This window comes from Bifidobacterium actinocoloniiforme DSM 22766 (assembly GCF_001263395.1).
GTDB classification, from domain to species: Bacteria; Actinomycetota; Actinomycetes; order Actinomycetales; family Bifidobacteriaceae; genus Bombiscardovia; species Bombiscardovia actinocoloniiformis.
This window is the reverse complement of the sequence record NZ_CP011786.1, coordinates 552,891-577,723: the sequence shown is the minus strand read 5'-3', so window position 1 is coordinate 577,723 and position 24,833 is coordinate 552,891. Positions and strand designations below refer to the sequence as shown.

The following is a 24,833-nucleotide window of genomic DNA, read 5'->3' as shown; positions in this document are numbered from 1 at the left end:
CGCTGGGGTAAACCGCCGCCTATTCTTCGGCCACGAGGTCCAGGTAGCTGTCGTTCCACAGGTCCTCATCCCCGTCGGGCATCAGCAGGACCCGCTCCGGGTTCAGGGCCTGGACGGCCCCCTCGTCATGGGTCACCAGGACGATAGCGCCCTCATACTTGGCGATGGCCTTGAGAATCTCCTCGCGTGAGGCTGGGTCCAAGTTGTTGGTGGGCTCGTCCAGGAGGAGGACGTTGGCCCGCGATGTCACCAGGGTGGCCAGGGCCAGGCGGGTCTTTTCGCCGCCGGAGAGCACCGAAGCCGGCTTCATCGCGTCGTCGCCGGAAAAGAGGAAGGAGCCTAGGATGGTCCTGGCTTGGGTGTCGTCCAGGTCCGGGGCCACGTGCTGGAGGTTCTCCAGAACGCTCAGATCCTCTTCCAGGGTGTCGTGCTCCTGGGCGAAGTAGCCGATCTTGGCCCCGTGCCCCAGTTCGACCTCTCCGGTATCCGGCGTCTCGATGCCGGCGAGGATGCGCAGGGTCGTGGTCTTGCCGGCGCCGTTGTAACCCAGGATGACCACGCGTGAGCCCTTGTCGATGGCCAGGTTGATGCCGGCGAAGACGATATTGGAACCGTAGGCCTTGGAGATCTCTTTGGCCATGATCGGCGTTCGCCCGCAGGGCGCGGGCTCGGGGAAGCGCAGGTCAGCCACTTTCTCGCCCCGCTCGGCCTCCTGGGTGCCTTCCAAGAGGCGCTCGGCCCGGCGCATCATGTTCTGGGCGGCCACGGCCTTGGTCGCCTTGGCGTGCAGGCGGATGCCTTGTTTCATCAGGCGGTCGGCCTTCTTTTCGGCCACCTCGCGCTCCCGCCGCCGGCGCTCTTCGTCAACCACCCGCTGCTTCAGGTAAGCTTTCCAGCTCATCGAATACATGTCGATGCGGGAGCGCTGGGCGTCCAAGTGCCAGACTTTGTTGACGGTCTCGTCCAGGAGCTCGGTGGAGTGGGAGATGACCAGGAAGCCGCCATCGAATTTCCTCAGGTAGTCCTTGAGCCATTCGATCGAATCGGCGTCCAAGTGGTTGGTGGGTTCGTCCAGGATCAGCGTGTCGGCACCGGAGAAGAGGATGCGGGCCAGCTCCACCCGGCGCCGCTGACCGCCGGAGAGCGTCCCCAGTCTCTGATGCAAGGTGTCCTGGCTCAGCCCCAGGCTCTCACCCATCACGATGGCCTCCGACTGGGCTGCGTAGCCCCCGGCTGCGTCAAAATCTTGCTGGGCTTTGTCGTAGCGCCGCATGGCCTTCTCCATGACCTTGAGATCGGGGCTGGTCATCTCGGCCTCGGCCTTGCGCAAACGCTTGATGATCGAGGCGATCTCGCGGGCGGACATGACCCGGTCCAGGGCGGTCTGCTCTGGGTCGCCAGCGTGCGTGTCCTGCGGCAGGTAGCCCAGCTGCCCGCTCACCCGCACGGACCCTGCCGATGGCAGCATATCGCCGGTAATCACCCGGGTCAGCGTGGTCTTACCGGCGCCGTTGCGCCCCACCAGGCCGATGCGGTCCCCTTTGGACACGTGGAAGTCGGTGGCTTCGAGCAGGAGGCGGGCTCCTATGCGAATCTCAAGTCCCTGTGCCTCTATAGCCATGCCTTGCCCGACGCTTTCTCTGAAGTGGATGTGCGGGTCGGTCCGCGCGTCCCAGCTAGGCAACGCGGTCCCAATCCCCGCCGACCATCATAGCGAAGGGGCTGATATGACCTTGTGCTCAGCGGCGAACAAGCTTGAAGGTGCTCCAAGGGAAGTAGGCCAGCGCTTCGCCCAGAGCGGTCAGGGCGATGACCAGAACGCCCACGGCCACGCTGCGCGAAAGGATGTTGATGCCGATGGCCAGTCCCGACCATAGGAGCACCAGGCCGCAAACCCAGTCACCCGCCTTCTGCTGCATCAGGAAGACGGCGATGAGGAGGAGCACCAGCAGAATGACTACAGTGAAGATTTGTATGATATCCGATACTCCTCCGGAGAGCACCTGCACTGTGTAGCAGGCGTTCAGCAGCGTGGCTATCGTCAACCAGGAGGCGTACAAGGACAGGGGCGTCCAGTCCAAGATGCGGGCCGCCTTGGCCGTGTCTTCCTCATGCTGATCCCGGCGGACGATTCCGTAGAGGACCCATGTCAGGGCGGTCAGGACCACGATGATCAGGAGGCTGGCCGTGAAGGCCCGGAAATGCCAGCAGGCCAACCAGGCGATGTTGAGGGCGCAAGTGGCTACGAACAGCAGGCCAGACAAGCTGAAGGGCAGGGGGCCCAGGGCTTTTCGGGATGGGCCTGCCAAGCAAAAACGAATCAGCCAGAGGGCAAGGACTATGTAGATGAGCCCCCAGATGGCGAAGGCCCAGCCAGCGGGCATGAACCAGACGTTGCCTTCGTGGGCGACCTGTCCGACGTTGACGCCGTTGAGGTGGAAAATCTCGGCATAGCCGTTGAAGGCAACCATGATCAACCAGGCGGCCCATAGGACGATGCTCTCGATCAGCCTACGGTGCTTGGCGTGCGCGTCGTCGGCCCGAGCGACCGAGCCCTCGGCCTGGCGTTCGGATTCCAGGGCGGATGGGGTCCTGGACTCTTGAGCGCGAACGCCCTGCCCCGACCCCGCCTTGGGCGTCGTGGATGCTTCTTTTTGCTCCGATGGACCATACGTACCCATGTCTGCTCCTTCCACCGGGGCTGCCCCTCAGCCCCTGCACTACTTCCCTCATACCATCCTAGCGGGGGCTGGCCCCTTGCCGTCCGGAGGCAGCCAAGCGCCCGCCGGCCACCCCTTCGCTATAATCGAACGCTTGTTCGAAATATCGGAGCAGATGCGGTACGATGTAATCTCTGGAGCAGTCGGATTGAAGGAACGGGATGAAGCAAGTGCAGCAGCCGAACGTGACCGAGGGCCAATCCCAAGCAGCCGGAGGACCGAGGATGATCCCCGGGGACGGCAGCCTGATCGCGGACCTCACGGATTTGCCCAACGACCGCAAGATCGTCGTGCAAGGGGCCCGGGCCCACAATCTGAAGAACGTCAACTTGACCATTCCTCGCAACAAGATGGTGGTTTTCACCGGTTTGTCCGGTTCCGGCAAGTCCTCCCTGGCTTTCGACACGCTCTTCGCCGAGGGGCAGCGGCGCTATGTGGAGTCCCTGTCGTCATACGCCCGTCAATTCCTGGGGCAGATGGACAAGCCGGACGTGGACTTCATCGAAGGACTGAGCCCCGCCGTCTCCATTGACCAGAAGACCACCAATCGTAACCCACGCTCGACCGTGGGCACGATTACCGAAGTCTACGATTACTTCCGTCTGCTCTTCGCCCGCACTGGCATACCCCACTGCCCAGTCTGCGGGGCAGAGGTTCGCGCCCAGACGCCCCAGCAGATCGTGGACGCGCTGATGGCCAAGCCGGAGGGGACCCGCTTCCAGATTCTTGCGCCCATCGCACGTGGGCGCAAGGGCGAGTTCGTCGAGACCCTGGGCCTTTTACGCTCTGACGGCTACGCCCGAGCCATCATCGACGGCCAAGTGCACCAGCTCTCGGACGACATCAAGCTGGCCAAGCAGAAGAAGCACACGATTGAGGTGGTCGTGGACCGCCTGGTGGTCAAGAGTTCGGTCCGTCAGCGTCTGACCGACTCGGTGGAGACCGCCTTGAAACTCGCCAAGGGTCGTATCGTCGTCGATTTCGTGGATTTGGACCCCAAAGACAAGGACCGGCGACAGCCCTTCTCCGAGAACCGGTCTTGCCCCAACGGGCATGAGCTGGAGCTGGATGAGATCGAGCCCCGCACCTTCTCATTCAACGCACCCTACGGAGCCTGCCCGGCCTGCACGGGCCTCGGGTTCAAACTGGAGATTGACCCCGATCTGGTGGTGCCGGACCCCGATAAGTCCTTGAAGGACGGGGCCGTGGAACCTTGGTCGAGCACCAAGACCCAACAGCGCTTCTATGGTCACATGCTTGACGGCCTGGCTGAGGAGATGGGCTTTTCCACATCCACCGCTTGGAAGGACCTTCCGGAGGATGTGCGGCAGGCGGTCCTGTACGGGCGCGACTTCAAGGTGAAGGTCTCCTACCGCAACCGCTGGGGGCGCTTGCGCGAGTACACGACCGGCTTCGAGGGCGTGGTGCGAACCCTGATGCGTCGTCGCGATGAGACGGACTCCGATTCGATGAAACAGTACTACGAATCCTACATGCGGGAGGTGCCTTGCCCGGTTTGCCTGGGCAAGCGGCTCAAGCCCGAGGTCTTGGCGGTCACTGTCGATGGGCTCTCGATAGCCCAGGTGTGCGACATGCCCATCTCCCAATCCTGCGAGTGGGTTGAGGGGCTGCACATGGACGGGGCCCAGGCTAAGATCGCCGGTGAAGTCCTGAAGGAGATTCGAGCCCGCCTGCGCTTCCTGAACGATGTGGGGCTCAACTATCTGACCCTGTCGCGCGCGGCCGCCACCCTCTCCGGAGGCGAGGCCCAGCGCATCCGCCTGGCCACGCAAATAGGTTCAGGCCTGGTGGGCGTGATGTACGTGCTCGACGAGCCTTCAATCGGTCTTCACCAGAGGGATAACGAGCGTCTGATCGCCACCCTCAAGCACCTGCGCGATCTGGGCAACACCTTGATTGTGGTTGAGCACGACGAGGACACGATCCGGGAAGCGGACTGGTTGGTGGACATCGGCCCGGGGGCTGGCGAGCACGGGGGAGAGGTCATCTACTCAGGGCCGTCCAACGGTCTGACCCAGGCCAGGCGCTCGATCACCGGCGACTATATCGCCGGCCGCCGTAAGATCGAGCTTCCCCCTCGCCGGAGGAAGATTGACCGTACCAAGCGCCTGACCGTCGTAGGCGCCCGGGAGAACAATTTGAAGGACCTCACCGTCAGGTTCCCGCTCGGCGTCATGACCCTGGTGACGGGAGTCTCCGGTTCGGGCAAGTCCACTTTGGTCAACTCAATCCTCTACCCGGTCTTGGCCGACAAGCTCAATAACGCCCGCATCGTGCCAGGCAAGCATACGCGGGTGGAGGGCGTGGACCATCTGCGCAAGGTCATCCACGTGGATCAGAACCCAATCGGCCGCACCCCTCGCTCCAATCCAGCCACCTATACGGGGGTCTGGGATAAGATTCGTCAGCTCTTCGCCGAGACGCCCGAGGCCCAGGTGCGCGGCTACGGGCCTGGCCGATTCTCCTTCAACGTCAAAGGCGGGCGCTGCGAGGCCTGCCACGGCGACGGCACCATAAAAATCGAGATGAACTTCCTCCCCGATGTGTATGTGCAGTGCGAGACCTGCCATGGCAAGCGATACAACAGGGAGACACTGGAGGTCACCTACAAGGGCAAGACCGTCTCGGACGTCCTCGACATGCCCATTGAGGAAGCCGCCGACTTCTTCGCAGCCTACCCCTCCATTTCGCGCTATCTGAGGACCCTGGTCGACGTTGGCCTAGGCTACATCCGCCTGGGGCAGCCGGCGCCCACCCTCTCGGGCGGCGAGTCCCAGAGGGTCAAGCTGGCCACTGAACTCCAGAAGCGCTCGGACGGCCGCACCATATACATCCTGGACGAACCGACCACAGGCCTGCACTTCGAGGACGTCCGTAAGCTCTTGGGCGTGCTGCAGGGTCTGGTTGACAAGGGTAATACGGTCATCGTGATCGAGCACAACCTCGATGTGATCAAGACCGCCGACTGGATCATCGACCTTGGTCCTGAGGGTGGCGACGGTGGCGGACGGGTTGTGGCAGAAGGCACCCCAGAGCAAGTGGCAGCCAACCCGGCCAGCTGGACGGGAAGGTTCCTGAAACCCATGCTGGACCCAGCCAAGGTGGCTAAGGCCGAGCGGCAGGCCAAAGCCAAGAAACACACGGCCAACGCAGCCAGGGCAGCCGTCAAAGGCAGGGCCGGCGGGTCCGCGCGGAACGCAAAAGGTAAAGCGAAGGCCTGAATGTCCAGAAGCTGTTTTGAACGCCATGCGCCAGGGGTTTGGCGTAAGACCGCCCAGACCTTGATGGAATCATCGCTGACCGGCTCCGACCCTGCGCGAGAAGGCCTCAACAAGAACGGCGCGCCCTTGCTGGGCGACAGCAGGGACCTCTTCCGCCCCAAGGCGGGTGACATCCCCGCCCAGCCCGGCGTTTACAAGTGGCGCGACGGCGACGGCCGGGTCATCTACGTGGGCAAGGCCAAGAACCTGCGCAACAGACTGAGCAACTACTTCCAACCCCTGGTCAACCTTCACCCTCGCACCCAAACCATGGTCCTGACGGCGAGGAGCCTGGAGTGGACCGTTGTGGGCACTGAGCTGGAATCACTGACGCTTGAGTACACGTGGATCAAGGAGTTCGATCCCCGGTTCAACGTGGTCTTCCGCGACGATAAGACCTACCCCTACCTGGCCGTATCCGTGGGCGAGGAGGTGCCACGGGTCTGGATGACGCGGATACGCAAGCGGAGGGACACCCGCTACTTCGGCCCCTATGCCAAAGTCTGGGACGTGCGGCACACCTTGGATGCCTTATTGAAGACCTACCCGGTGCGCACCTGCTCGTCGGGTGTCTTCCGCCGGGCCCAGATGACCGGCAGGCCTTGCCTCCTGGCATCGATAGGCAAGTGCTCAGCCCCATGCGTGGGGCGGATCAGCCCCGAGGACCATCGCGCGCTGGTGGCTGAACTCGTGGGCGTGATGACCGGGCGTCTGGGCAAATCCTACAAGGCCGGGCTCAAACGACGGATGACCCAGGCCAGCGATGAGCTCGACTTCGAGAAAGCCGCCCGGATCCGCGACCAAATCGCCATGCTGGACACTGTGATCGAGCAGAATTCCGTGGTCTTCAACTCCGATGTGGATGCCGATGTGTTCGGCATAGCCTCGGATGAACTTGAAGCCTCGGTCCATGCTTTCTTCGTGCGCGCTGGCGCCATCCGCGGCGAACGATCGTGGTCCGTGGAGCGGGTGGAGGATGTCAGCGACGGGGAGCTGATGAGCGATTTGATCATCCAGGTATACTCCGACCTGGTTTCCGAGCACCGGCAGGAGGAAGACCCCTCCCTGCCCGTCCTGGTCCTGCCCGAGGGCGAAGACAATTCGATTGAGGTCAGTCAGAGCCGCGATGCCTTGGGCTCCACCCAACGCGTGACGGCTCTAGCGGTGGCAGATCGGGCTAAGGCCACTAAGGCAAGGCATGAACGGCAGGAGATCACCGGCCGGGCCGACCTGCTGGAGCCTATCGCGCCTGTCCCCAGGGAAGTGGTCGTGCCGGTCAAACCCGCCCGGGTCGACGACCTGGAGTCCTGGCTTTCCAACCTTCGCGGTGGGGCCGTGACCATTCGTGTGGCAAGCCGGGGCGAGAAAAAAGCCCTGATGGACCGGGCCGGGGCCAACGCCCAGCAATCCCTCCAGCGTTCCAAGATGAGTCGCATTTCCGATCTGGGCGACCGGACGGCGGCCATGAACGACGTCGCCAAGGCTCTTGGACTCAAGCAGGCCCCTTTGAGAATCGAATGCTACGACATCTCGAACACGGTTGGTGGCGCCTTCCAGGTGGCGTCGATGGTGGTCTTCGAGGACGCCGTGGCGAAGAAGTCCGAATACCGCAGGTTCGCCATCCGTGGCGATGACGGCAAGGGGGCCTTGGACGATACCAGCGCTATCTACGAGACCTTGACACGACGCTTCAGGCACGGCAACATAGCCGGCGACACTGGTGAGACCATTGAGAATGAGCGCCAGGCCGAGCAGGCGGCCCAAGGCCGGCAAACGGCTCCGGACAGGAAAGACACGGTCGCGTCCGCTGAAGTCGTCCAGCAGAACGCCCAACCTCGTCACTTCGCTTACAAGCCCAACCTGATCGTCGTCGACGGCGGTAAGCCTCAGGTGCAGGCGGCGGCTCGCGCCTTGGCCGACTGCGGCGTGGACGACGTGGCCCTGTGCGGCTTAGCCAAGCGTCTGGAGGAGGTCTGGGTGGCTGACGATGACTACCCCATCATCCTCAAGCGACAGTCCCAGGGCATGTACCTGCTCCAGCGGGTTCGTGACGAATCTCACCGTTTCGCTATCACCTACCACCGGCAGACCCGGCGAAAAGGTTCCTTGCGCTCAGCCCTGGATGACATCCCAGGCGTTGGGGAGGCCTACCAAAAGCGCCTGCTCAAGGCTTTTGGTTCGGTCCGGCGGATGCGGCAAGCCACGGTGGAGGAGCTGGAGGGGGTCAAGGGAATCGGGCGCAAGAAGGCCGAGACCATTTACCAGGCCCTCCACACAGACCAAGAATCCGCTGGGAGCGCGGAAGCAGGTGTTTCCTCGCCCGCTGAGAAACCAGAGCATGGGGAGGTCACCCACGGTCCAGGGCTTGGTGCCCAGGCGGGGTAGGGGTAGCCTTGATCGTGGAAGGGACGCCGCGTCGCGGGTCGCCCGAGCCGCCGCGTCGGCCACGCCCTGTCCGCCGACTCGCGTCGTCAGGAGCGCTGGCGGGACCAAGGAAGGGGTCATGGGATGAACGAGGTCAGACAGTCCGCGGGCGGGCGTTCCCAGGATGACTCAGCGCGGCCGCCCTTGGAGGACTTCGAAGTCATGCTCATCACCGGCATGTCTGGTGCAGGTCGGTCCCGGGCCGCCGACAGCCTGGAGGATATGGGTTGGTACGTGGTTGATAACCTGCCACCCAAGCTATTGGTCCCCATGGTCGATCTGATGACCTCGGCGGGCAGCAAGGTCCACCGCCTGGCAGCGGTCATTGACGTGCGTTCCCGTTCATACTTCGACGATCTGAACGCGGTGCTGGGGCACTTGGACGACTTAGGGGTCAGGTGCCGCATCCTCTTCCTTGACGCCTCCTACCAGGTCCTGATCAAGCGCTACGAGTCGGTCCGCCGCCCCCACCCGCTCCAGGGCAACGGCCGCCTGATCGATGGGGTGCGTAAGGAGCGTCGGTTGATGGAGGGGCTTAAGGAGCGGGCAGATGTCGTGATCGATACCTCCAGCCTGACCATCCACCAGCTCTCCACTAAGCTCTACGATTCCTTGCTCGGCCAGGGCCCCGCTACGGTTGCCGTTCACATCTTCAGTTTCGGCTTTAAATACGGCATTCCGATCGACGCGGACTTCGTGGCCGATGTGCGTTTCCTGCCCAACCCCTTCTGGGTGCCGGAGCTGCGCGAGCTTACCGGACACGACCGGCCGGTGCGCGACTATGTGATGGACAGCCAGGGGGCTAAGGACTTCCTGGACGCCTATACCAAGGCGATCATGACCGCGATTCGCGGTTATGCCAGGGAGGACAAGCATTTCGTCAACATCGCGATAGGCTGCACAGGCGGCCAGCATCGGTCGGTGGCGATCAGCGAAGAGCTAGCTGCCCGCCTGCGCTCCCAGGGCCTGGACGTGACGGTCTCCGCCAGGGAGTTACCTCGTAAGAACAAGCTTTAGGCCGATTCCGGCCTTAATTCTTGCTTATGGTCCCGTACCGCGGGTACCCTTGGGCTTGCTTCGGGACAGGCCCCGGGCCTTGGACATCAGTGGTACTTGTCCAAGATATTCGGTATCACAGTAGTCCTGTGGCCTCGTTCGTTCCGGTTCGGGCGGGCCCAGAACAATCGCATAGAATCGTAGGAGGACGGGTCTTGGCCCTACTGGATGACGTCAAAAGCGAGCTCGCTAGCATAGACAACGAGCTACCCCAAGCCAAGAAAGCCCAGTCCGCAGCGATGATTCGTTTCGCCGGTGGCTTGCATATCATCCAACGCCATATCGTTGTTGAGGCGCAATTCGACTCCCTGCCCGCCGCCCGCTGGCTCCAGAACATGATCAAAGACGTGTACGGTCATGATTCGGACCTGATTGAAGTCGCTCGGCAGACCCCCTCAGGCCAGGCTCTGCGGTACTCGGTGCGGGTCCTCAAGGCCGGCGGCGCCCTGGCTCTTCAAACCGGCCTCCTGGACCGGCGCAAGCGTCCGGTGCGCGGCTTGCCCGAGGACATCGTCTTGGGCAACATCTCCCAAATCAAAGCGGCCTGGCGCGGCGCCTTCATGGCTCACGGAGAGCTTTCGGACCCAGGTAAAGCCTCATACCTGGAGATTGTCTGCCCGGGTTCCGAAGCTGCCCTGGCCCTGGTCCAGGTCGCCCGACGCTTGGGGATCAAGGCCAAGGCTCGCCAGGTCCGCTCCTCTGAGCGCGTCACCTTGCGCGACCCTGACGCGATTGAGCGGATGCTCATTCTCATCGGCGCTCCCAAGGCGGCCCGCGAATGGACCGGCAAACGCTCGGATGGCGAATCCAGAGGCAAGGCCAACCGCTTGGCCAACTTCGACGACGCGAATATGCGTCGGTCGGCGAAGGCCGCGGTGGAGGCTTCCGCCAAAGTCACTGAAGCCTTCAAGATCCTAGGCGACGATATCCCTGAAAACCTGCGCGCCGCCGGTCAGCTGCGTCTGGACCACCGGGACGCCAGCCTCGAGGAATTGGGCCGTTTGGCCGATCCTCCAGTCACAAAGGATGCGATCGCCGGGCGAATTCGCCGCTTGCTCCAGCTGGCCCAAAAAGTACGCAAACAGCGCGAAGAGCAGGCTTGAACGCTGGTCGGGGCAGTCCCTAACGCTTATCCGTTCGCTGCACTATCATGAGCAAGTGGAGTCACATTGTGACAGCATAGGCCGTTTACGGCGCCGAGGAGTGCGCGGCGTGATGGCGGCCAGGAAAGGAAATCCATGAAGACCCTGCAAGACCTCGGTAATCTTAAAGGCAAGCGCGTCCTGGTCCGCGCTGATTTCAACGTACCTCTGAACGGCACGACGATCACTGACGACGGTCGTATCCGCGCCGCCTTGCCTACAATCAAAAATCTGAAGGACCAAGGCGCCAAGGTCATCGTTATGGCCCACTTGGGCCGGCCCAAGGGCAAGGTCGTCCCTGAGCTCTCCCTTGCTCCTGTGGCCAAGCGCCTGGGTGAACTCCTGGGCATTGAGGTCCCTCTGGCAAAGGACACCTATGGCGAGGACGCCCAGGCCAAGGTCACTGCCATGAACGACGGCGATGTCATCCTTTTGGAGAACGTGCGTTTCAACCCGGAGGAAACCAGCAAGGACGACGCCGAGCGCGCCGCCTATGCCAAGAAGATCGCCGCCTTGGGCGATGTCTTCGTCTCCGACGGCTTCGGCGTGGTCCACAGGGCCCAGGGCTCCGACTACGATGTGGCGGCTGACCTGCCCTCCGCTGCCGGCCTGCTGGTCCAAAAGGAAGTGGAAGCCCTGTCCAAGGGCACCGAGAACCCGGAGCGGCCTTACACGGTCGTGCTGGGTGGTTCCAAGGTCTCCGACAAGCTCGGTGTGATCGAGAACCTGCTCAACAAGGCCGACCGTCTGGTTATCGGCGGCGGCATGGTCTTCACCTTCCTTAAGGCTCAGGGCTACGAGGTTGGCTCCTCCCTGCTGGAGGAGGACCAGGTCGACAAGGTCAAGGGATACATCGAAACGGCCAAGAGCCGTGGCGTGGAGCTGGTCTTCCCCACCGACATCGTGGTCAACAAGTCCTTCCCCGCCGGCGATGCGGCGATCGACCCCCAGGTCGTTCCGGCTGACGCGATTCCTTCCGACATGATGGGCCTGGACATCGGCCCTGATTCCTGCAAGCTCTTCCACGACAAGATCGTCGATTCCAAGACCGTCGTCTGGAACGGCCCCATGGGCGTCTTTGAGGTCCCTCAATTCGCCGAGGGAACCCGGGCCGTGGCCCAGGGCATGATTGATGCCACCAAGGCAGGAGCCTTCACTATCGTCGGCGGCGGCGACTCAGCGTCGGCCGTGCGCAACCTTGGCTTCCCCGAGGACGGCTTCTCCCACATCTCCACTGGCGGAGGCGCCTCCCTGGAGTTCCTGGAGGGCAAGGAGCTTCCGGGTCTCAAGGTCCTGGAGTAGTCTATAGGGACTCCTTGTTCCGGTGAGTGCCGGGTGGCGGTGAGCGTCGCCCGGCACTCACCGCATTCAGTCCCCTGAATCATGAGAGAGGGCGTCATGGCGCGCATACCGCTGGTGGCCGGCAACTGGAAGATGAATTTCGATCACTTGGAGGCAACCTACTTCCTTCAGAAGCTGGCTTGGCTGCTCAGGGACGCGAAGTTCGACTACCGGCGCTGCGAACTGGCTCTGATGCCCGCATTCACCGCCTTGCGTTCGGTCCAAGTCCTGGTCGAGGCCGACGATTTGAAGATTCACTACGGCGCTCAGACCGTATCCGTCACCTCGCAGGGTGCCTTCACCGGCGATGTCTCCGCCGACATGTTAGCGCAGCTTGGCTGCTCCTATGTGATTGTCGGCCACTCTGAGCGGCGCAAGTACCACCCCGAGGATGATGCGAACATCGTCGACCAGGTGAGGGCCGTCCTGGCAGCGGGCATGCAACCAATCCTGTGCGTGGGCGAGAGCTACGAGGAGCGCCGCCAGGGCATCGAACTCGAGTTCGCTGTCGGCCAAGTCCAAGATGTGACGCGCGACCTGTCCAAGGACGATGTCGCCAAGTTGATCGTGGCCTATGAGCCGGTCTGGGCCGTTGGCACCGGCATGGTCGCCACCCCGGACGTGGCCCGGGAGGCGGCGAGGGCGATACGCTCGCATGTGGAGTCCGCCTTCGGCTCCCAGCCAGCGCAGGCCATGCGGATCCTCTACGGGGGGTCGGTCACGTCCAAGAACGTCCAGGAACTGATAGGCCAGCCGGATGTGGACGGCTTCCTCATCGGTGGCGCGGCTTTGGACGTGGATGAGTTCGCTCGAATCGCCCGGATGACCCTGAAGGCCACTCGCCAGCGTTGAGCCGGGAAACGGTTTGGTTCGGGGCTCTCCAGCCCTTGCGCTAGACTATTATTAGCACACATGTGGAGGTAACCTGTGACCATTGTCAAGATCGCCCTGAAAGTAATCGTCGTCATCGCCAGCATCTTGCTGACTCTGCTTATCCTGATGCACAAAGGTAAGGGCGGCGGCCTGTCCGACATGTTCGGCGGCGGCATCAGCTCCAATGCAGGCACCTCAGGAGTGGCCGAGAAGAACTTGAACCGCCTGACCATCATCGTGGCCCTAATTTGGGTGGCCATCATCATCGCCTTAGGCTTGATGGCTAAATACCACATTGGCTGATTCATACTTATCACGCCCCTTTGTCCTTGATGGACGGAGGGGCGTTTCCATATCGGTCCGCAAACGATCGTGGCAGAAGCCTGGCATTGGTCCAGCGACTTACTCCTGTCACGCCTGAATGCCACTCCCATCCATGAACAAGCCGTTCCTAGGCGAGCACGGATGACGAAGACGAATCCGGGTTGCTTTCGCACCCGCTGCGGGTTGTCACATCCCAGGTGGGCACCTCCTGCAGCCGTGTGGAGGCTCTGACCAGGCAGGCGCTTTCGGCCTGCGTCGCCACACCCGATGGATTCGCGATTTCGACCGCTCATTGCAAACCAATGAATTCAGCTTTAGCGGCGATCCTGATTCGCGGCACGGTCATGTGAATCCGTAGAAGGGCTGTTCAAGGTTTGATCCTCTGTCGGTTTGGGAATAAAGCTGAGGCCGCTGGCGCAATGATCCGCCAGTGGCCTCAGTGATTAGGAGGGTCGAGCTGTCAGCGCATTATCCGCGACAGCCCCATCACAGCACTCAGCCCTCAACCGTTGACACGGTCGATACCCGCCTGCACATCGGTCAGGACCGAGGACCAGGAATCGATGAAGGCAGCGACGCCATCAGCCTCCAGCTTATCGGTCACATCCTTGATCGAGATGCCGAGGTTGGATAGCTGATCCATGACCTTGTGGCTCTCCTCATAGGTGCCTTCGATTGAAGGCGCGCCATTGCCGTGGTCGGCCAACGCGTCCAGTGTCTTCTCCGGCATGGTGTTGACCACGTGCGGGGCGACCAGCTCGTCCACGTACTTGCAGTCGGAGTAGGCGGCGTTCTTGGTGCCGGTGGAAGCCCAGAGCGGACGCTGCTTCTTGGCGCCCTTGGCCTCCAAGGCGGCCCAGCGGGGGTCGGCGGCGAATTTACGCTCGAAGAGCTCGTAGGCCAGGCGGGCGTTGGCGACAGCGGCCTTGCCTTCCAGGGCCTTGGCTTCATCGGAGCCGTTAGCTTCCAGGAGCTTGTCGACCGCGGTGTCAACGCGGGAGACGAAGAAGGAGGCGACCGAGCCCATGTGCTTGAGGTCGTGGCCATTCTGGTCAGCTTGCACCATGCCCTCGATGAAGGCCTCAATGACCTGCTCGTAACGCTCCAGGGAGAAAATCAGCGTGACGTTGACCGAGATGCCCTTGGCCAGGGTGGCGGTGATGGCCGGCAGGCCTTCCAGCGTCGCCGGGATCTTAATCATCGCGTTGGGGCGGTTAACCTTCTTCCACAGGATTTCGGCCTGCTTTTCGGTCTCCTCGGTGTTGTGGGCCAGACGGGGGTCCACCTCAATCGAGACGCGGCCGTCCACATAGTCCGACTTCTCGGCGACATCGTGGAAGATGTCGGTCGCGTTGCGCACGTCGGTAGTGGTCAGCTCCTGCACGGCCTCTTCCACGTTGACGCGGCCCATCTCCTTGAGCTGTGCGTCGTAAGGGCCGACCTGGTGGAGAGCCTTCTGGAAGATGGAGGGGTTGGTGGTGACGCCAACGACGTTCTTCTCAGCGATCAGCTGCTGAAGGTTGCCGGACTCGATGCGAGTGCGGCTCAGATCGTCCAGCCAAATCGAGACTCCAGAGTCGGAGGTACGTTGGGTGTTTGCATTTTCTACCATTGTTGTGTTTCTCCTTTTAGGTCCCCGCCGATTAGGACGGCGGGGGAACGGTGTATTTGTTGGGCCTTCGCTGGATCAGTGGGCGGACTTGACCGCTTCGATGGACGCCAGGGCGGCTTCAACCACGTGCTCGGGCGTGATGCCCAGGTCGCGCATGTTCTCGTCGCCGGAGCCTTGCAGGCCGAACTGCTCGATCGAGACGGGCTTGCCATAGGAGCCGAGGTACTTGTACCAGGGCATGGCCAGTCCGGCTTCAACCGAGACGCGGGCCTTGACCGATGCGGGCAGGATCGCTTCCTTGTACTCCTCGTCCTGCTCCTCGAACCAATCCAGGGAGGGCACGGAGATGACGCGTGCCCTGACGCCCTCGCCGGCCAGGGTCTTGGCGGCGGCGGCCGCGTGCTGAACCTCGGAACCGGATGCCATGAGCAGCACGTCGGGCTGTCCATCGCAGTCGATTAGCACGTAAGCGCCCTTGCGCACGCCCTGGGCGGCCTTGGCCTGGGTCTCAGCGAGCGTGGGGACGCTCTGCCGGGTCAGGATCATGGCCGTGGGGTGCGTGTTGTCCTTTTCGAAGAAGGCGCGGTAGGCTTCAGCGGTCTCGAAGGCATCGGCCGGGCGCACAACCTCCATCTGGGGGATGGCGCGCATGGCGGCAAGGTGCTCGATTGGCTGGTGGGTGGGGCCATCCTCGCCGAGCGCCACGGAGTCGTGGGTCCAGACGTACAGGTTGGGGATGTCCATCAGGGCAGCCAAGCGCACAGCCGGGCGCTCGTAGTCGGAGAACTGGAAGAAGGTGCCATTGAAGGGGCGGGTGTCCGAACCCAGCAGGATGCCATTGGTGATGGCGCCCATGGCGAACTCGCGCACGCCGAAGTGGAGCTGGCGACCGTAGGGGTTGGCCTCAGGCCACTGCTTGGTGGACATGTCGGCAGGGTCGAAGGACGCGGCGCCGTCGATGTTGGTGTTGTTGGAGCCACCCAGGTCGGCGGACCCGCCCCAGAGCTCGGGCATGACCTTGGCGATCGCGTTCAGGACAGCGCCGGAAGCCTTACGGGTGGCCAGCTTGGAGCCGGTCTCAAAGGCTGCTTCGGCTTGATCAATGGCCTGATCGAAGTCCTCGGGCAGCTTACCGGAGTGGATGCGATCGTAGAGGGAAGCCTTGTCGGGGTTGGCCTTACGCCAAGCCTCGAAACGCTCGTCCCATTCCTTATGGGCGGCCAGGCCGCGCTGGGCGACCTCGCGGGCGTGGGCCAGGGCCTCTTCGTCGATGTGGAAGGACTCGTCCGGGTCATACCCCAGGGCATGCTTGAGGCCTGCGACGGCTTCTGCGCCCAAGGCGGATCCGTGGGCTGACGGATCGTTGGTCTTGCTGGGGGTGGGCCAGGCCATCAGAGTGTCGACCTTGATGAACTTGGGTCGGTCGGTCACCTGCTCGGCCTTCTCCAGCACGGCCGCGAAGCCCTCGACATCCTCCTTGTAGGAGCCGTCGGGCTGCACGAAGGAGAACTCATCGGTGTACCAGCCGTAGGCTTCGTAGCGTTTAAGCACATCCTCGCCCAGGGAGATCTTGGTATCGCCCTCAATCTGGATGTGGTTGGCGTCGAAGATGACAGTCAGGTTGCCCAGCTTCTGATCGCCCGCCAAGGAGGAAGCCTCGGAGGAGACGCCCTCCTCCAGGTCGCCCTCGCCGCAGATGACCCAGACCTTGTGGTCGAATGGGGACTGCCCGGAAGGCGCCTCGGGGTCCAGCAGGCCGCGCTCGAAGCGCTGGCCGTATGCAAAACCTACGGCGGAAGCCAGGCCTTGGCCCAGGGGACCAGTGGTCATTTCGATGCCTGGTGTCAGGCCGTACTCAGGGTGACCGGGGGTTCGGGTACCTGCAGTGCGGAACTTCTTCAAATCGTCCAGAGTCAGCCCGTAGCCGGAGAAGAAGAGCTGAACGTACTGGGTCAGCGAGGCGTGGCCTCCAGAGAGGATGAATCGGTCACGACCGGCCCACTCGGGGTCGTTGGGGTCGTGGATCATGAAGCGCTGGTAGATCGCGTAGGCGATCGGCGCCAAGGAGATGGGGGAGCCGGGGTGGCCCGATCCAGCCTTCTCCACGGCATCGGCTGACAGGGCCTTGGCCATGTCGACGGCGCGCTTGTCGAGATCAGTCCATGTGAAATCGGTCATATCTGATCAACTTTCCTTCCAATTGGTAGGCCGACATGTTCCGACTTGTGCCGAAAATGTTCGTTTACCGTGGCATTTCTCTCTTATCGTATCCTCCTGAGCCGACACCCAAGACCTTCTTCCTTCCGCTAGATGCAAGCGTTCTCAGCTCTGGACGAAGGCCTTGGCAGTCAAGGGTCGCGAGTGCTAATACAATGGGAATCGAGCATCATTCCCGGTGCCCTGGCCTGACACGAGTAATCGGGATGGGTGAGGAGGAGACATGGCGGCGAACAGGCGGATGCTGGTGTTGCGGGCTGTGGTCGAGGACTACATCCGCTCCCAGGAACCGGTCGGCTCCGGCGCCGTCGCTCGTGACCATAAGCTCGGTGTCAGCTCCGCTACGGTCCGCAATGACATGGCCGCCTTGGAGGATGAAGGTTACCTGGTGCAGCCCCACACCTCGGCCGGTCGTGTGCCGACGCAGAAGGGTTACCGCTACTTCGTGGACCGTTTGGCCAGGATGGTGCCGTTGAGCGGGGCCCAGCGCAAGGCCATCGACACCTTCCTGTCCGGCTCGGTCAGCTTGGACGACGCGCTTCAACGGGCCGCCCGGCTCTTGGCGCAGATCACCGGACAGGTAGCCGTGGTCGCTTCGCCCTCCCTTGCTAAATCACGGCTGCGTCGGCTCGAGCTGATCGGCATCTCCGGCCGCGCCCTGCTCGTGGTGGTGATCACCGACAACGGGCGCGTCGCCCAGCACACGCTGAGCCTGCACCAGGATCAGGACCTCGGAGAGGACCTGTTGGCTAAGTTCTCCGAGTCCTTGAATAAGGAGTGCCGCGGCATGACCTTGTCCAAGGCATCCGAACGGTTGGAGACCCAGTCCGAGCAGGTGCACGAGGCGGGGAGCAGGCGGCTCCTGGAAGGCCTGGCCCAAGTCCTGGAAGGCATGGCGGACGAGGAGGAGTCCTCAGGGCTCTACATGGCCGGTCGCTCCCAGTTGACGCGACGCCAAACCTTGACCGTCGCCGAACTTGCGCCGCTCCTGGACGCCTTGGAGGAGCAGGTGGTTCTGATGAGGCTGATGAGCGCTCAGAGCGAGCTCTCCCGCACCCACGGCGGCGTATCGGTGGCAATAGGGTCGGAGACCCGCACGCCGGGTTTGCTGCACGCATCGATCGTGACCAGTGGCTACGGGCACGCAACAGGAACCGACCAATGGCATGAAGGGACAAACGGGCAGGGCGATGGCCCAATCGCTTTCGTCGGTTCGATTGGCCCCACGCACATGGATTATACGGTCACGATGAGCGCGGTGCGCGCGGTGGCCGCCTATTTGACCTCATTCCTGACCTCCGGTGAGGGTGAAGACGGCTGAGGGCGGTGAAAACGCGGCGTGGACCGGCTTGTGGACGCCGCATGGGCCAGGTCTGAGCATCGGGCCCTGACCGACCCTAATGGCACAATGGCAAGGACATCCAAGGACAGAAGGAACGATCGTTGGCAGACTACTACGAGGTATTGGGCGTGAGCCGTGAGGCGAGCGATGCGGAGATCAAAAAGGCTTACCGCAAGATGAGCCGCAAATATCACCCCGACATCGCCGGCCCTGAATTCGAAGACAAGTTCAAAGAAGTCAACTCCGCCTACGAGGTTCTTTCCGACCCGGACAAGCGCAGGATGTATGACGCTGGCGTCGACCCGAGTGACCCCAACGCCCAGGCGGGCGCGGCCGGATTCGATATGGGTGGCCTCTTCGGACAGTTCTTCGGCTCCGGTTTCGACAGTTCCTCCCAGGGCCCGATTCCGCGCGCCCAACCTGGCCGCGATGCCCTCGCCGAGGTCTCGATCGACTTGAAAACCGCGGTTTTCGGCGGCATGGCCCATGCTCAGATTCACACTTTCGGCCTCTGCCAGACCTGCTCCGGCTCAGGAGCTGAGGACGGCAGCCAGCCGGTCACCTGCCCCGAGTGCAAAGGGCGCGGATACGTGCAGAAGGTGGCCCGCACCCTTCTCGGTCAGATGATGACGACCGCCCCCTGCGAGCGCTGCGAGGGACACGGCACGATCATCGAGCACCCCTGCCCGCAGTGCCAGGGCCACGGGCGCGTCCGGGTCCGCCGTGACGTAGGAGTGACCATACCCGCTGGCATCCAGGACGGTTCCCGTTTGCGTCTGGGATCCCAAGGCGAAGTGGGCGAAGGCGGCGGCGCCGCCGGGGATCTTTACATCGACGTGAACATCAGGCCTGATAAGCTCTACACCCGCGATGGCGACGACCTGCACTGCTGGATTAGCGTGCCGATGACCTGGGCGGTCCTGGGCCACACGGCAGGCCTGGAGACCTTCGACGGCCCCCGCGAGGTCGAGGTGCCCGCCGGCTGCCAGCCCGGCGAAACAATCACTGTGAAAGGCTTAGGCGTCACCAAGATGGGGTCCCAGGAGCGCGGCGACATCCTCGTCCACGTTCTGGTGGTCATCCCCGACAAGCTCAACGAGCGCGAGTCCGAACTCATCGAGCGTTTCGCCGACAGCCACGACTCAGGGGAGCAGGAGCTTTCCCAGTCCTCCAAGCCCATCTTGGGCGGAGGGAGGAAGGGGCTGTTCAGCAAGCTCAAGGACATGTTCAGTTAAGGCTGCCTGCAGGGGTCGCGGCATTAGCGGCGTGAATGAAGTTGGGGCCCGGACCCTGCTCAGGTGCAGGGTCCGGGCCCCAACTTGAACCGCGGGCTTGAGCTCCAGAGCGGCTCACTCCAGCAAGGATCGGCACATGGATCGGTACTCGCTGACGTAACCGCCGCCGAAGAAGACGCAGTGGCCGGCGATCGGATAGAGCTGCCAGAGGGTGTAGCGTTCCCTGAAGCCCGCAGCCAGCGGGTGGACGGAGCGGTAACCATCCTCGATTTGGCTCAGGTAGGGCATGCCGAACAGGTGAAGCATGGCCAGGTCCTCCTCCCGGTGGCCGCCGTGGGCCGCGGGGTCGATGAGCACCGCTTCGCTACGCCCACGGTCAGCGGTCCACATGACGTTGCCGCTCCATAGGTCGCCGTGCACCCGAGCCGGCTTGTCGTCGGCGGCGGCTGCCAGGAGGCGGGGGAGGGCGTCGATGACGCGTTCAGTCAGTTCCATGTCCGACTCGTTCAGGGCGCCGCGCTCGATGCCCATACGGACCATGGGCCTGAGCCGCCCCTCCGCCAAGTAAGTGGCCGGATCAGTCCATTGCCCGCTGTCCATCGGCACTGGGTCTTGGAGGGGGCCAAAGTAGCAAGTGCCCTCGTAGCCGTCGGGCGCCGATCCGAACCACTGGGCGCCGGCCTGGTGCAAGTTGGCCAACCGGGCTCCGAACCGGTAAGCGGCCTCCGGATTGGGGGCGGCGCTCTCCACGCGCTCGATGTCCAAATAGTCCCGGCCCCAGCCGAACACCTTGACCACGCGTGGACCACCATGATCCTGGGCCTGGCCAAGCCACTGGAGGCCCTTGCCTTCGCACTCGAAGAATCCCGTTGGAGCCCCGCCGCGCGTCTTCCTATAGGTCTGAGCCATGAACGCCTCCTTTAGACTGCTGTCCTGTACACCATTGTGGGCATTCTGCGCGACATCCCAACTAGGGCTGGAGCTTGGGCAGGCGGGCCGGTAAGCTAGTCCTTCGGGGTCGCGTCCGCTTCCGTTATCAGGTGAGGGGTCCATGAACTTTTTCCAAGCTATATTGTTCGGCCTAGTCCAGGCATTGACTGAATACTTCCCGGTCTCATCGAGCGCCCATATCCGCATCCTCGGCGCTTTGATGGGTCAGGACCCAGGCGCCGCCTTCACGGCCATCATCCAATTCGGCACTGAGTTCGCCGTCCTGCTCTACTTCCGGCACGACATCGCCCGCATCCTCCGCCACTGGTACAACTGCCTACGGGGCAAGGACGGCCCTTCCTGGCGTGAGCGCCTTGGCTCCAAGGACCAGGACGCCGCTATGGGCTGGAACATCATCATCGGCACAATCCCGATCGTGATCGCCGGCCTGCTCTTCCAAAAGACGATAGAGACCAAGCTGCGCAATTTGTGGATCACGGTCATCGTGCTGATTCTTTTCGGCCTCCTGCTGGACTACTACGACCGGCACGGCAAGCAAAGCAAGACGATGGAGCAGATGACCGCCAGGGATGCCCTTTTGTTCGGCATCGGCCAGATGCTGGCCCTGATTCCCGGCGTCTCCCGCTCCGGCGGCACCATGACCTTCGGTCGCGCCCTGGGCTACACGCGAGAGGCCGCGGCCCGCGTCTCCTTCCTGATGGCCATCCCCGCCGTATTCGGCGCCGGCATTCTGGAGACCTTCAAGTCGGTTAAGGATATTCACGCGGATGCGGCCTTCCCCGGTTGGGGGGCCACCATCTGCGCCACCATCGTCTCATTCGTGATCGGCTACCTGGTCATCATCGCTTTCCTGAAGATCGTCTCCATGTTCTCCTACCGGGGCTTCGTCATCTACCGGATCTGCCTCGCAGTCCTCGTTGCGATCCTCCTGCTCACGGGAGTCATCCCCGCCGTGGGAGGCGCCGCAGCCGCCTGATTAAGGGCCTGCGTTCACCGCGTTATCCAGGGAAGGCCCCCGGACCGTCGTTCGAATCGGTTCGGGGTCTTCGTCATGCCATCAAGACCCGTCGGCGGCTCCCGCTGTCTGGCTGAGGCGAGGTTTCCTGGCCACGATCGAGAAGCTGAGCGGGATTCGGGGCGAGCCCTCCGGAAGCCGCCAGAGCCCCTCGTCCTCCTTCCACTCCAGGCTGGGCATGGCCTGCCACTCGCAACCCGGATATTCACCCAGCGCCTCGATAGTCAGCCCAGCGGCCAGCAAGACTCCGGTCATCTCCTGGAAATCGTGCGACCAGTTGTGGTTGCTCGTGTGCGCTATACGTCCGGCAGAGCCAGGCGTATAGGAGCCGTCGCTCTGGTAGGCGTCCTCGCTGCCGGATAGGTAATCGCTGGTGATGCGCAGCTCCTGCTCGTCCAGTGCGAGCAGCAAGGGGTGCGCGTCACGGATCATGAATATCCCGCCCGGCTTCAACAGGTGGGCGATTGACCTGGCCCAGTCGCCCAGTTCGGGCAGCCAGGTGACGGTGCCCACGCTGGTCACAATCAGGTCGAACCGTTTATTGGGCAGGGCTTGGTCAGCATAGCGGGCGTCCGCCTCCACGTATGTGATTGATTCGCCGGCTCGCTCAGCCAGCCGCCGGGCCTGCTCCAGCGAGGCGGGCGAGAAATCCAGTCCGTGCACGTCTCTGGCCCCCAACCGCCGCCAGCTCAAGGTGTCGGTGCCGATGTGGCATTGCAGGTGAAGTAGGCTGAGCCCTGACACGCCTCCTTGGGGCAGATGGGGTTCAAGCACGGCCAGGTCCCTATGGACGACTGGGGTGATGGCGTTGGCATCCTGGGCCAGGGCGTCCAGGTCGCCGTACCCGCCTCCGGCGTGGACGATGGCACGATCGTCCCAATTTGCTCGGTTCTCGGCCACGGCTTGCTGCTGATGCCTGGCTTGCGTGAGTGAGTCCCTTTCAAAATGTTTCATGCGCGTGTCCTTGCATATGAGGTGTCTTGGCGATGCTTATAGCGCCCCCAACCGTGGGGAAGGGATATGGTTACAGGTAGTCACGCGAAAAGCGTCGCGGAATCGCTCGGCTCCGAGGTGACGGCAGGCGCTATCGCCTGAACTGCCCATACCAGCTTAAAACTATCATGGGCCCTGGCGGGCGTCAACCCCGATTCCGCCCGCTTGCTGGTGGGGCGTCGAACCGCGCAGAAGCGAGGAGAACTATGTCGCACAAGTCAGAAGGCATCGTCGTCCTGTGGGTCGCCCTGTTGGCGGACGCCTTGATCGTGCCTATGGCCAAGCGCTACGACCAAAGGCCCTTGGGCGTAGCGCTGATTATCATGGTCACCTTGGCTGGCCTTGCTTACTGCATTCACCAGTACCGGCGGGAGGATGACTTGCCTCGCTCGCAGGCATCCAAGCGAGCGGAGGGCTCCGCGGGCCCCCAAGGTGGAGGAAAGCCCTTGGCTCCCGCTCGGGGGCAGCGTAAGCGGGAATCAGCCCAGGATGGCTTCGCGGGGAAGAGCGCAGCGGAAAAACACAGCGCTGGGCGCAAGGAACGGTAGGTGTATCGTTTGGCGCTGTCGTGGCGCAGGAGCAAGGCCTTCAGCCGCTTACGCCTCGCTGACTTTGGTCTGCATGAGCAAACGGTTGGACTTACGGTCGAACAGGTTGATGACCAAGCCAGCCAGCAGGGTGATCAGGCCGACGATGAAAATCCAGCGCAGGCCGTCGTAGACGATCGCCCGAGCTGGTTGGAGGTACTCGGCGGGCAGTTGTCCGGCGGTCTGCGGGTTGAGCATCCGGTCCATCATGTCGGCGGTCAGCCCAGGGGTGCGCGATACGCCTTGGGCCATGACCACATTCATCACGATGCCGAACAGGGAGATCATCAAGGTTTGCCCCAGGCTGCGCGCCAGGGTGTTGAAAGAGGTTGCCGTACCCACCTCATCGGCTGAAACCACCGATTGCGAGGTCATCGTACTGATTGTGATAGCCAGGCCGAAGCCGTAGCCGAAGACCGCGGAGATGGCCAGGAAGACGGCGTAAGCGGTATTGATGGGCACGAGGATCGAAGCCACGCAGCCCACGATGAGGAAGCCCAGCGACAGGCTGGTTATCCAGTGCGGCGGGTGGCGGATCAGGAGCTTGCCAGCCATGAACGATCCCAGCAGCCACAGGATGGAGGAGGGGGTCAACGCGAAGCCGGCGATAGTGGGATTGAAGCCTAGAATCGATTGCATGCGAATCGGCAGGTAGGTCTCAAAGCCCATCAGGAAGCCTGAAATCAGCAGGACCACCACGTTCTGGATTACGAAGGTGCGGTTGCTGAAAAGCTTCAAGGGCAGGATTGGATCAGCCTGCCGACGCTCAACCACAATCAGGATGACACCAGCGATCACAGCCAGGACCAAGGGAAGGACGCTGGCCAAGGCACTGACCGAGCCTCCCAAATTCTGCAAGCCCAGCATGAGGCCGACCAAGCATAAAGTGAGCAAAGCTATGCCCCAGTAATCGATGGGGCTCTTACGGGATTGAACTTCCTCCTTGAGGAAGACCTGAATCAGGATCGCCGCGATCAGACCAATCGGCACGTTCACCGCGAAGACCCAGTGCCAGGAAAGCTGTTGGACCAGGAAACCGCCCAGGAGCGGCGCCACGATGGAAGCCACACCCCAGGCTGAGGAGTTGAACCCAATCATCTTGGCCCGCTTCTCGATCGGGAAGATGTCAGCCAGGATCGTGAAGGTCAGCGGCTGGATGGCACCGGCGCCCAAGCCCTGAACCACGCGCGCGGCAATCAGCTGGAGCATCGATCGCGATAGGCCGCATAGGAGCGAACCGACGACGAAGACCAGGAGGCCTGTGGTGATAAGGGGCCGTCGTCCGAAGCGATCGGAGAGCTTGCCATATATAGGGGTGGTCACCGCGCACATGAGCATGTAGATTGAGAACACCCAATTCATCAGGCTCAGTCCGTGCAGATCGGACACAATCGTGGGCATGGCGGTCGAGACAATGGTGCCCTCAACTGCAGTCATGAAAGTGGACATGAACACCGCGGCCGTAACCGGCCCCACCTTCGTACCAGCCTTGTTTTCCTGACTCACCTATTCGCCGCAACCCTTTCGTCAACTCGTGCCGCATGCGTTTGCGCATGCCTGAAGCGTTCGCAATTATCCAACGATCCCCGGATTTTCGCTTCGGCCCTACGCGATACGCCTCGGTTGCATCCCCGTCCCCGCTCCCAGGCGCGCCGCTCGACGCAGAGCCGTGCTGGTGGGGGAGGGGATGCATGTGCAGACGACCATGGGCAGGACTCTC

Annotated in this window: 17 protein-coding genes and 1 pseudogene; 11 read left to right on the top strand and 7 right to left on the bottom strand. The window is 62.7% G+C overall.

From position 1 onward, the window contains the following. Positions 1-19 precede the first annotated feature (19 nt). Positions 20-1,621, bottom strand: coding sequence for an ABC-F family ATP-binding cassette domain-containing protein (locus AB656_RS02335; RefSeq protein ID WP_033504453.1), 1,602 nt, complete (start codon positions 1,619-1,621; stop codon positions 20-22). 118 nt (positions 1,622-1,739) lie between these two features. Next, positions 1,740-2,681, bottom strand: coding sequence for a TspO/MBR family protein (locus AB656_RS02330; RefSeq protein WP_033504452.1), 942 nt, complete (start codon positions 2,679-2,681; stop codon positions 1,740-1,742). A gap of 263 nt (positions 2,682-2,944) precedes the next feature. On the opposite strand from AB656_RS02330, the pseudogene uvrA reads away from it, so the two are divergent. From uvrA to secG, 7 genes and pseudogenes are all read left to right on the top strand, one after another. Next, positions 2,945-5,830 (top strand): annotated as a pseudogene (uvrA, locus tag AB656_RS02325) (excinuclease ABC subunit UvrA); the annotation flags it as partial. Positions 5,831-5,962: 132 nt separating this feature from the next. Beyond that, on the top strand, positions 5,963-8,386 hold the full coding sequence (uvrC, locus tag AB656_RS02320; protein WP_051905264.1) for an excinuclease ABC subunit UvrC: 2,424 nt from the start codon (positions 5,963-5,965) through the stop codon (positions 8,384-8,386). A gap of 201 nt (positions 8,387-8,587) precedes the next feature. Next, positions 8,588-9,442 carry an RNase adapter RapZ gene (gene rapZ, locus AB656_RS02315; protein WP_236681914.1) on the top strand — a complete coding sequence of 285 codons (855 nt, stop codon included), beginning with the start codon at positions 8,588-8,590 and terminating at the stop codon, positions 9,440-9,442. Positions 9,443-9,636: 194 nt separating this feature from the next. Beyond that, complete coding sequence (whiA, locus tag AB656_RS02310; protein ID WP_033504449.1) at positions 9,637-10,584, top strand: DNA-binding protein WhiA; 948 nt, start codon at positions 9,637-9,639, stop codon at positions 10,582-10,584. Between the two features lie 135 nt (positions 10,585-10,719). Continuing rightward, entirely contained in the window at positions 10,720-11,925 is a 1,206-nt protein-coding gene (locus AB656_RS02305; protein ID WP_033504448.1) for a phosphoglycerate kinase, read from the top strand. Positions 11,926-12,021: 96 nt separating this feature from the next. Continuing rightward, positions 12,022-12,816 carry a triose-phosphate isomerase gene (gene tpiA / locus AB656_RS02300; RefSeq protein ID WP_033504446.1) on the top strand — a complete coding sequence of 265 codons (795 nt, stop codon included), beginning with the start codon at positions 12,022-12,024 and terminating at the stop codon, positions 12,814-12,816. A 75-nt stretch (positions 12,817-12,891) separates the two neighbouring features. Beyond that, positions 12,892-13,140, top strand: coding sequence for a preprotein translocase subunit SecG (secG, locus tag AB656_RS02295; RefSeq protein ID WP_033504445.1), 249 nt, complete (start codon positions 12,892-12,894; stop codon positions 13,138-13,140). Between the two features lie 523 nt (positions 13,141-13,663). On the opposite strand, the gene tal is transcribed toward secG, so the two are convergent. Next, positions 13,664-14,773 (bottom strand): transaldolase, encoded by a 1,110-nt coding sequence (gene tal / locus AB656_RS02290; protein WP_033504444.1) that lies wholly within the window; start codon positions 14,771-14,773, stop codon positions 13,664-13,666. 75 nt (positions 14,774-14,848) lie between these two features. Next, positions 14,849-16,951, bottom strand: coding sequence for a transketolase (tkt, locus tag AB656_RS02285; RefSeq protein ID WP_033504442.1), 2,103 nt, complete (start codon positions 16,949-16,951; stop codon positions 14,849-14,851). 262 nt (positions 16,952-17,213) lie between these two features. Here tkt and hrcA point away from each other — a divergent pair, with 262 nt between their 5' ends. Then, positions 17,214-18,311 carry a heat-inducible transcriptional repressor HrcA gene (gene hrcA, locus AB656_RS02280; RefSeq protein WP_033504441.1) on the top strand — a complete coding sequence of 366 codons (1,098 nt, stop codon included), beginning with the start codon at positions 17,214-17,216 and terminating at the stop codon, positions 18,309-18,311. A 122-nt stretch (positions 18,312-18,433) separates the two neighbouring features. Next, entirely contained in the window at positions 18,434-19,567 is a 1,134-nt protein-coding gene (dnaJ, locus tag AB656_RS02275) for a molecular chaperone DnaJ (protein WP_033504440.1), read from the top strand. A 114-nt stretch (positions 19,568-19,681) separates the two neighbouring features. Here the strand turns inward: dnaJ and AB656_RS02270 are convergent, their stop codons facing one another. Then, on the bottom strand, positions 19,682-20,476 hold the full coding sequence (locus AB656_RS02270) for a fructosamine kinase family protein (RefSeq protein WP_033504438.1): 795 nt from the start codon (positions 20,474-20,476) through the stop codon (positions 19,682-19,684). Positions 20,477-20,618: 142 nt separating this feature from the next. Between AB656_RS02270 and AB656_RS02265 the strand changes: the two genes are divergently transcribed. Then, a complete protein-coding gene (locus tag AB656_RS02265; RefSeq protein ID WP_033504436.1) occupies positions 20,619-21,494 on the top strand; it encodes an undecaprenyl-diphosphate phosphatase in 876 nt (291 codons plus the stop codon). An 81-nt stretch (positions 21,495-21,575) separates the two neighbouring features. On the opposite strand, the gene AB656_RS02260 is transcribed toward AB656_RS02265, so the two are convergent. After that, on the bottom strand, positions 21,576-22,487 hold the full coding sequence (locus AB656_RS02260) for a class I SAM-dependent methyltransferase (protein ID WP_051905263.1): 912 nt from the start codon (positions 22,485-22,487) through the stop codon (positions 21,576-21,578). Positions 22,488-22,732: 245 nt separating this feature from the next. Here AB656_RS02260 and AB656_RS02255 point away from each other — a divergent pair, with 245 nt between their 5' ends. Continuing rightward, positions 22,733-23,074, top strand: a complete 342-nt coding sequence (locus tag AB656_RS02255) for a hypothetical protein (RefSeq protein ID WP_033504435.1) — start codon at positions 22,733-22,735, stop codon at positions 23,072-23,074. 48 nt (positions 23,075-23,122) lie between these two features. On the opposite strand, the gene AB656_RS02250 is transcribed toward AB656_RS02255, so the two are convergent. Beyond that, positions 23,123-24,619, bottom strand: a complete 1,497-nt coding sequence (locus AB656_RS02250; protein WP_033504434.1) for an MDR family MFS transporter — start codon at positions 24,617-24,619, stop codon at positions 23,123-23,125. Positions 24,620-24,833: the final 214 nt, after the last annotated feature.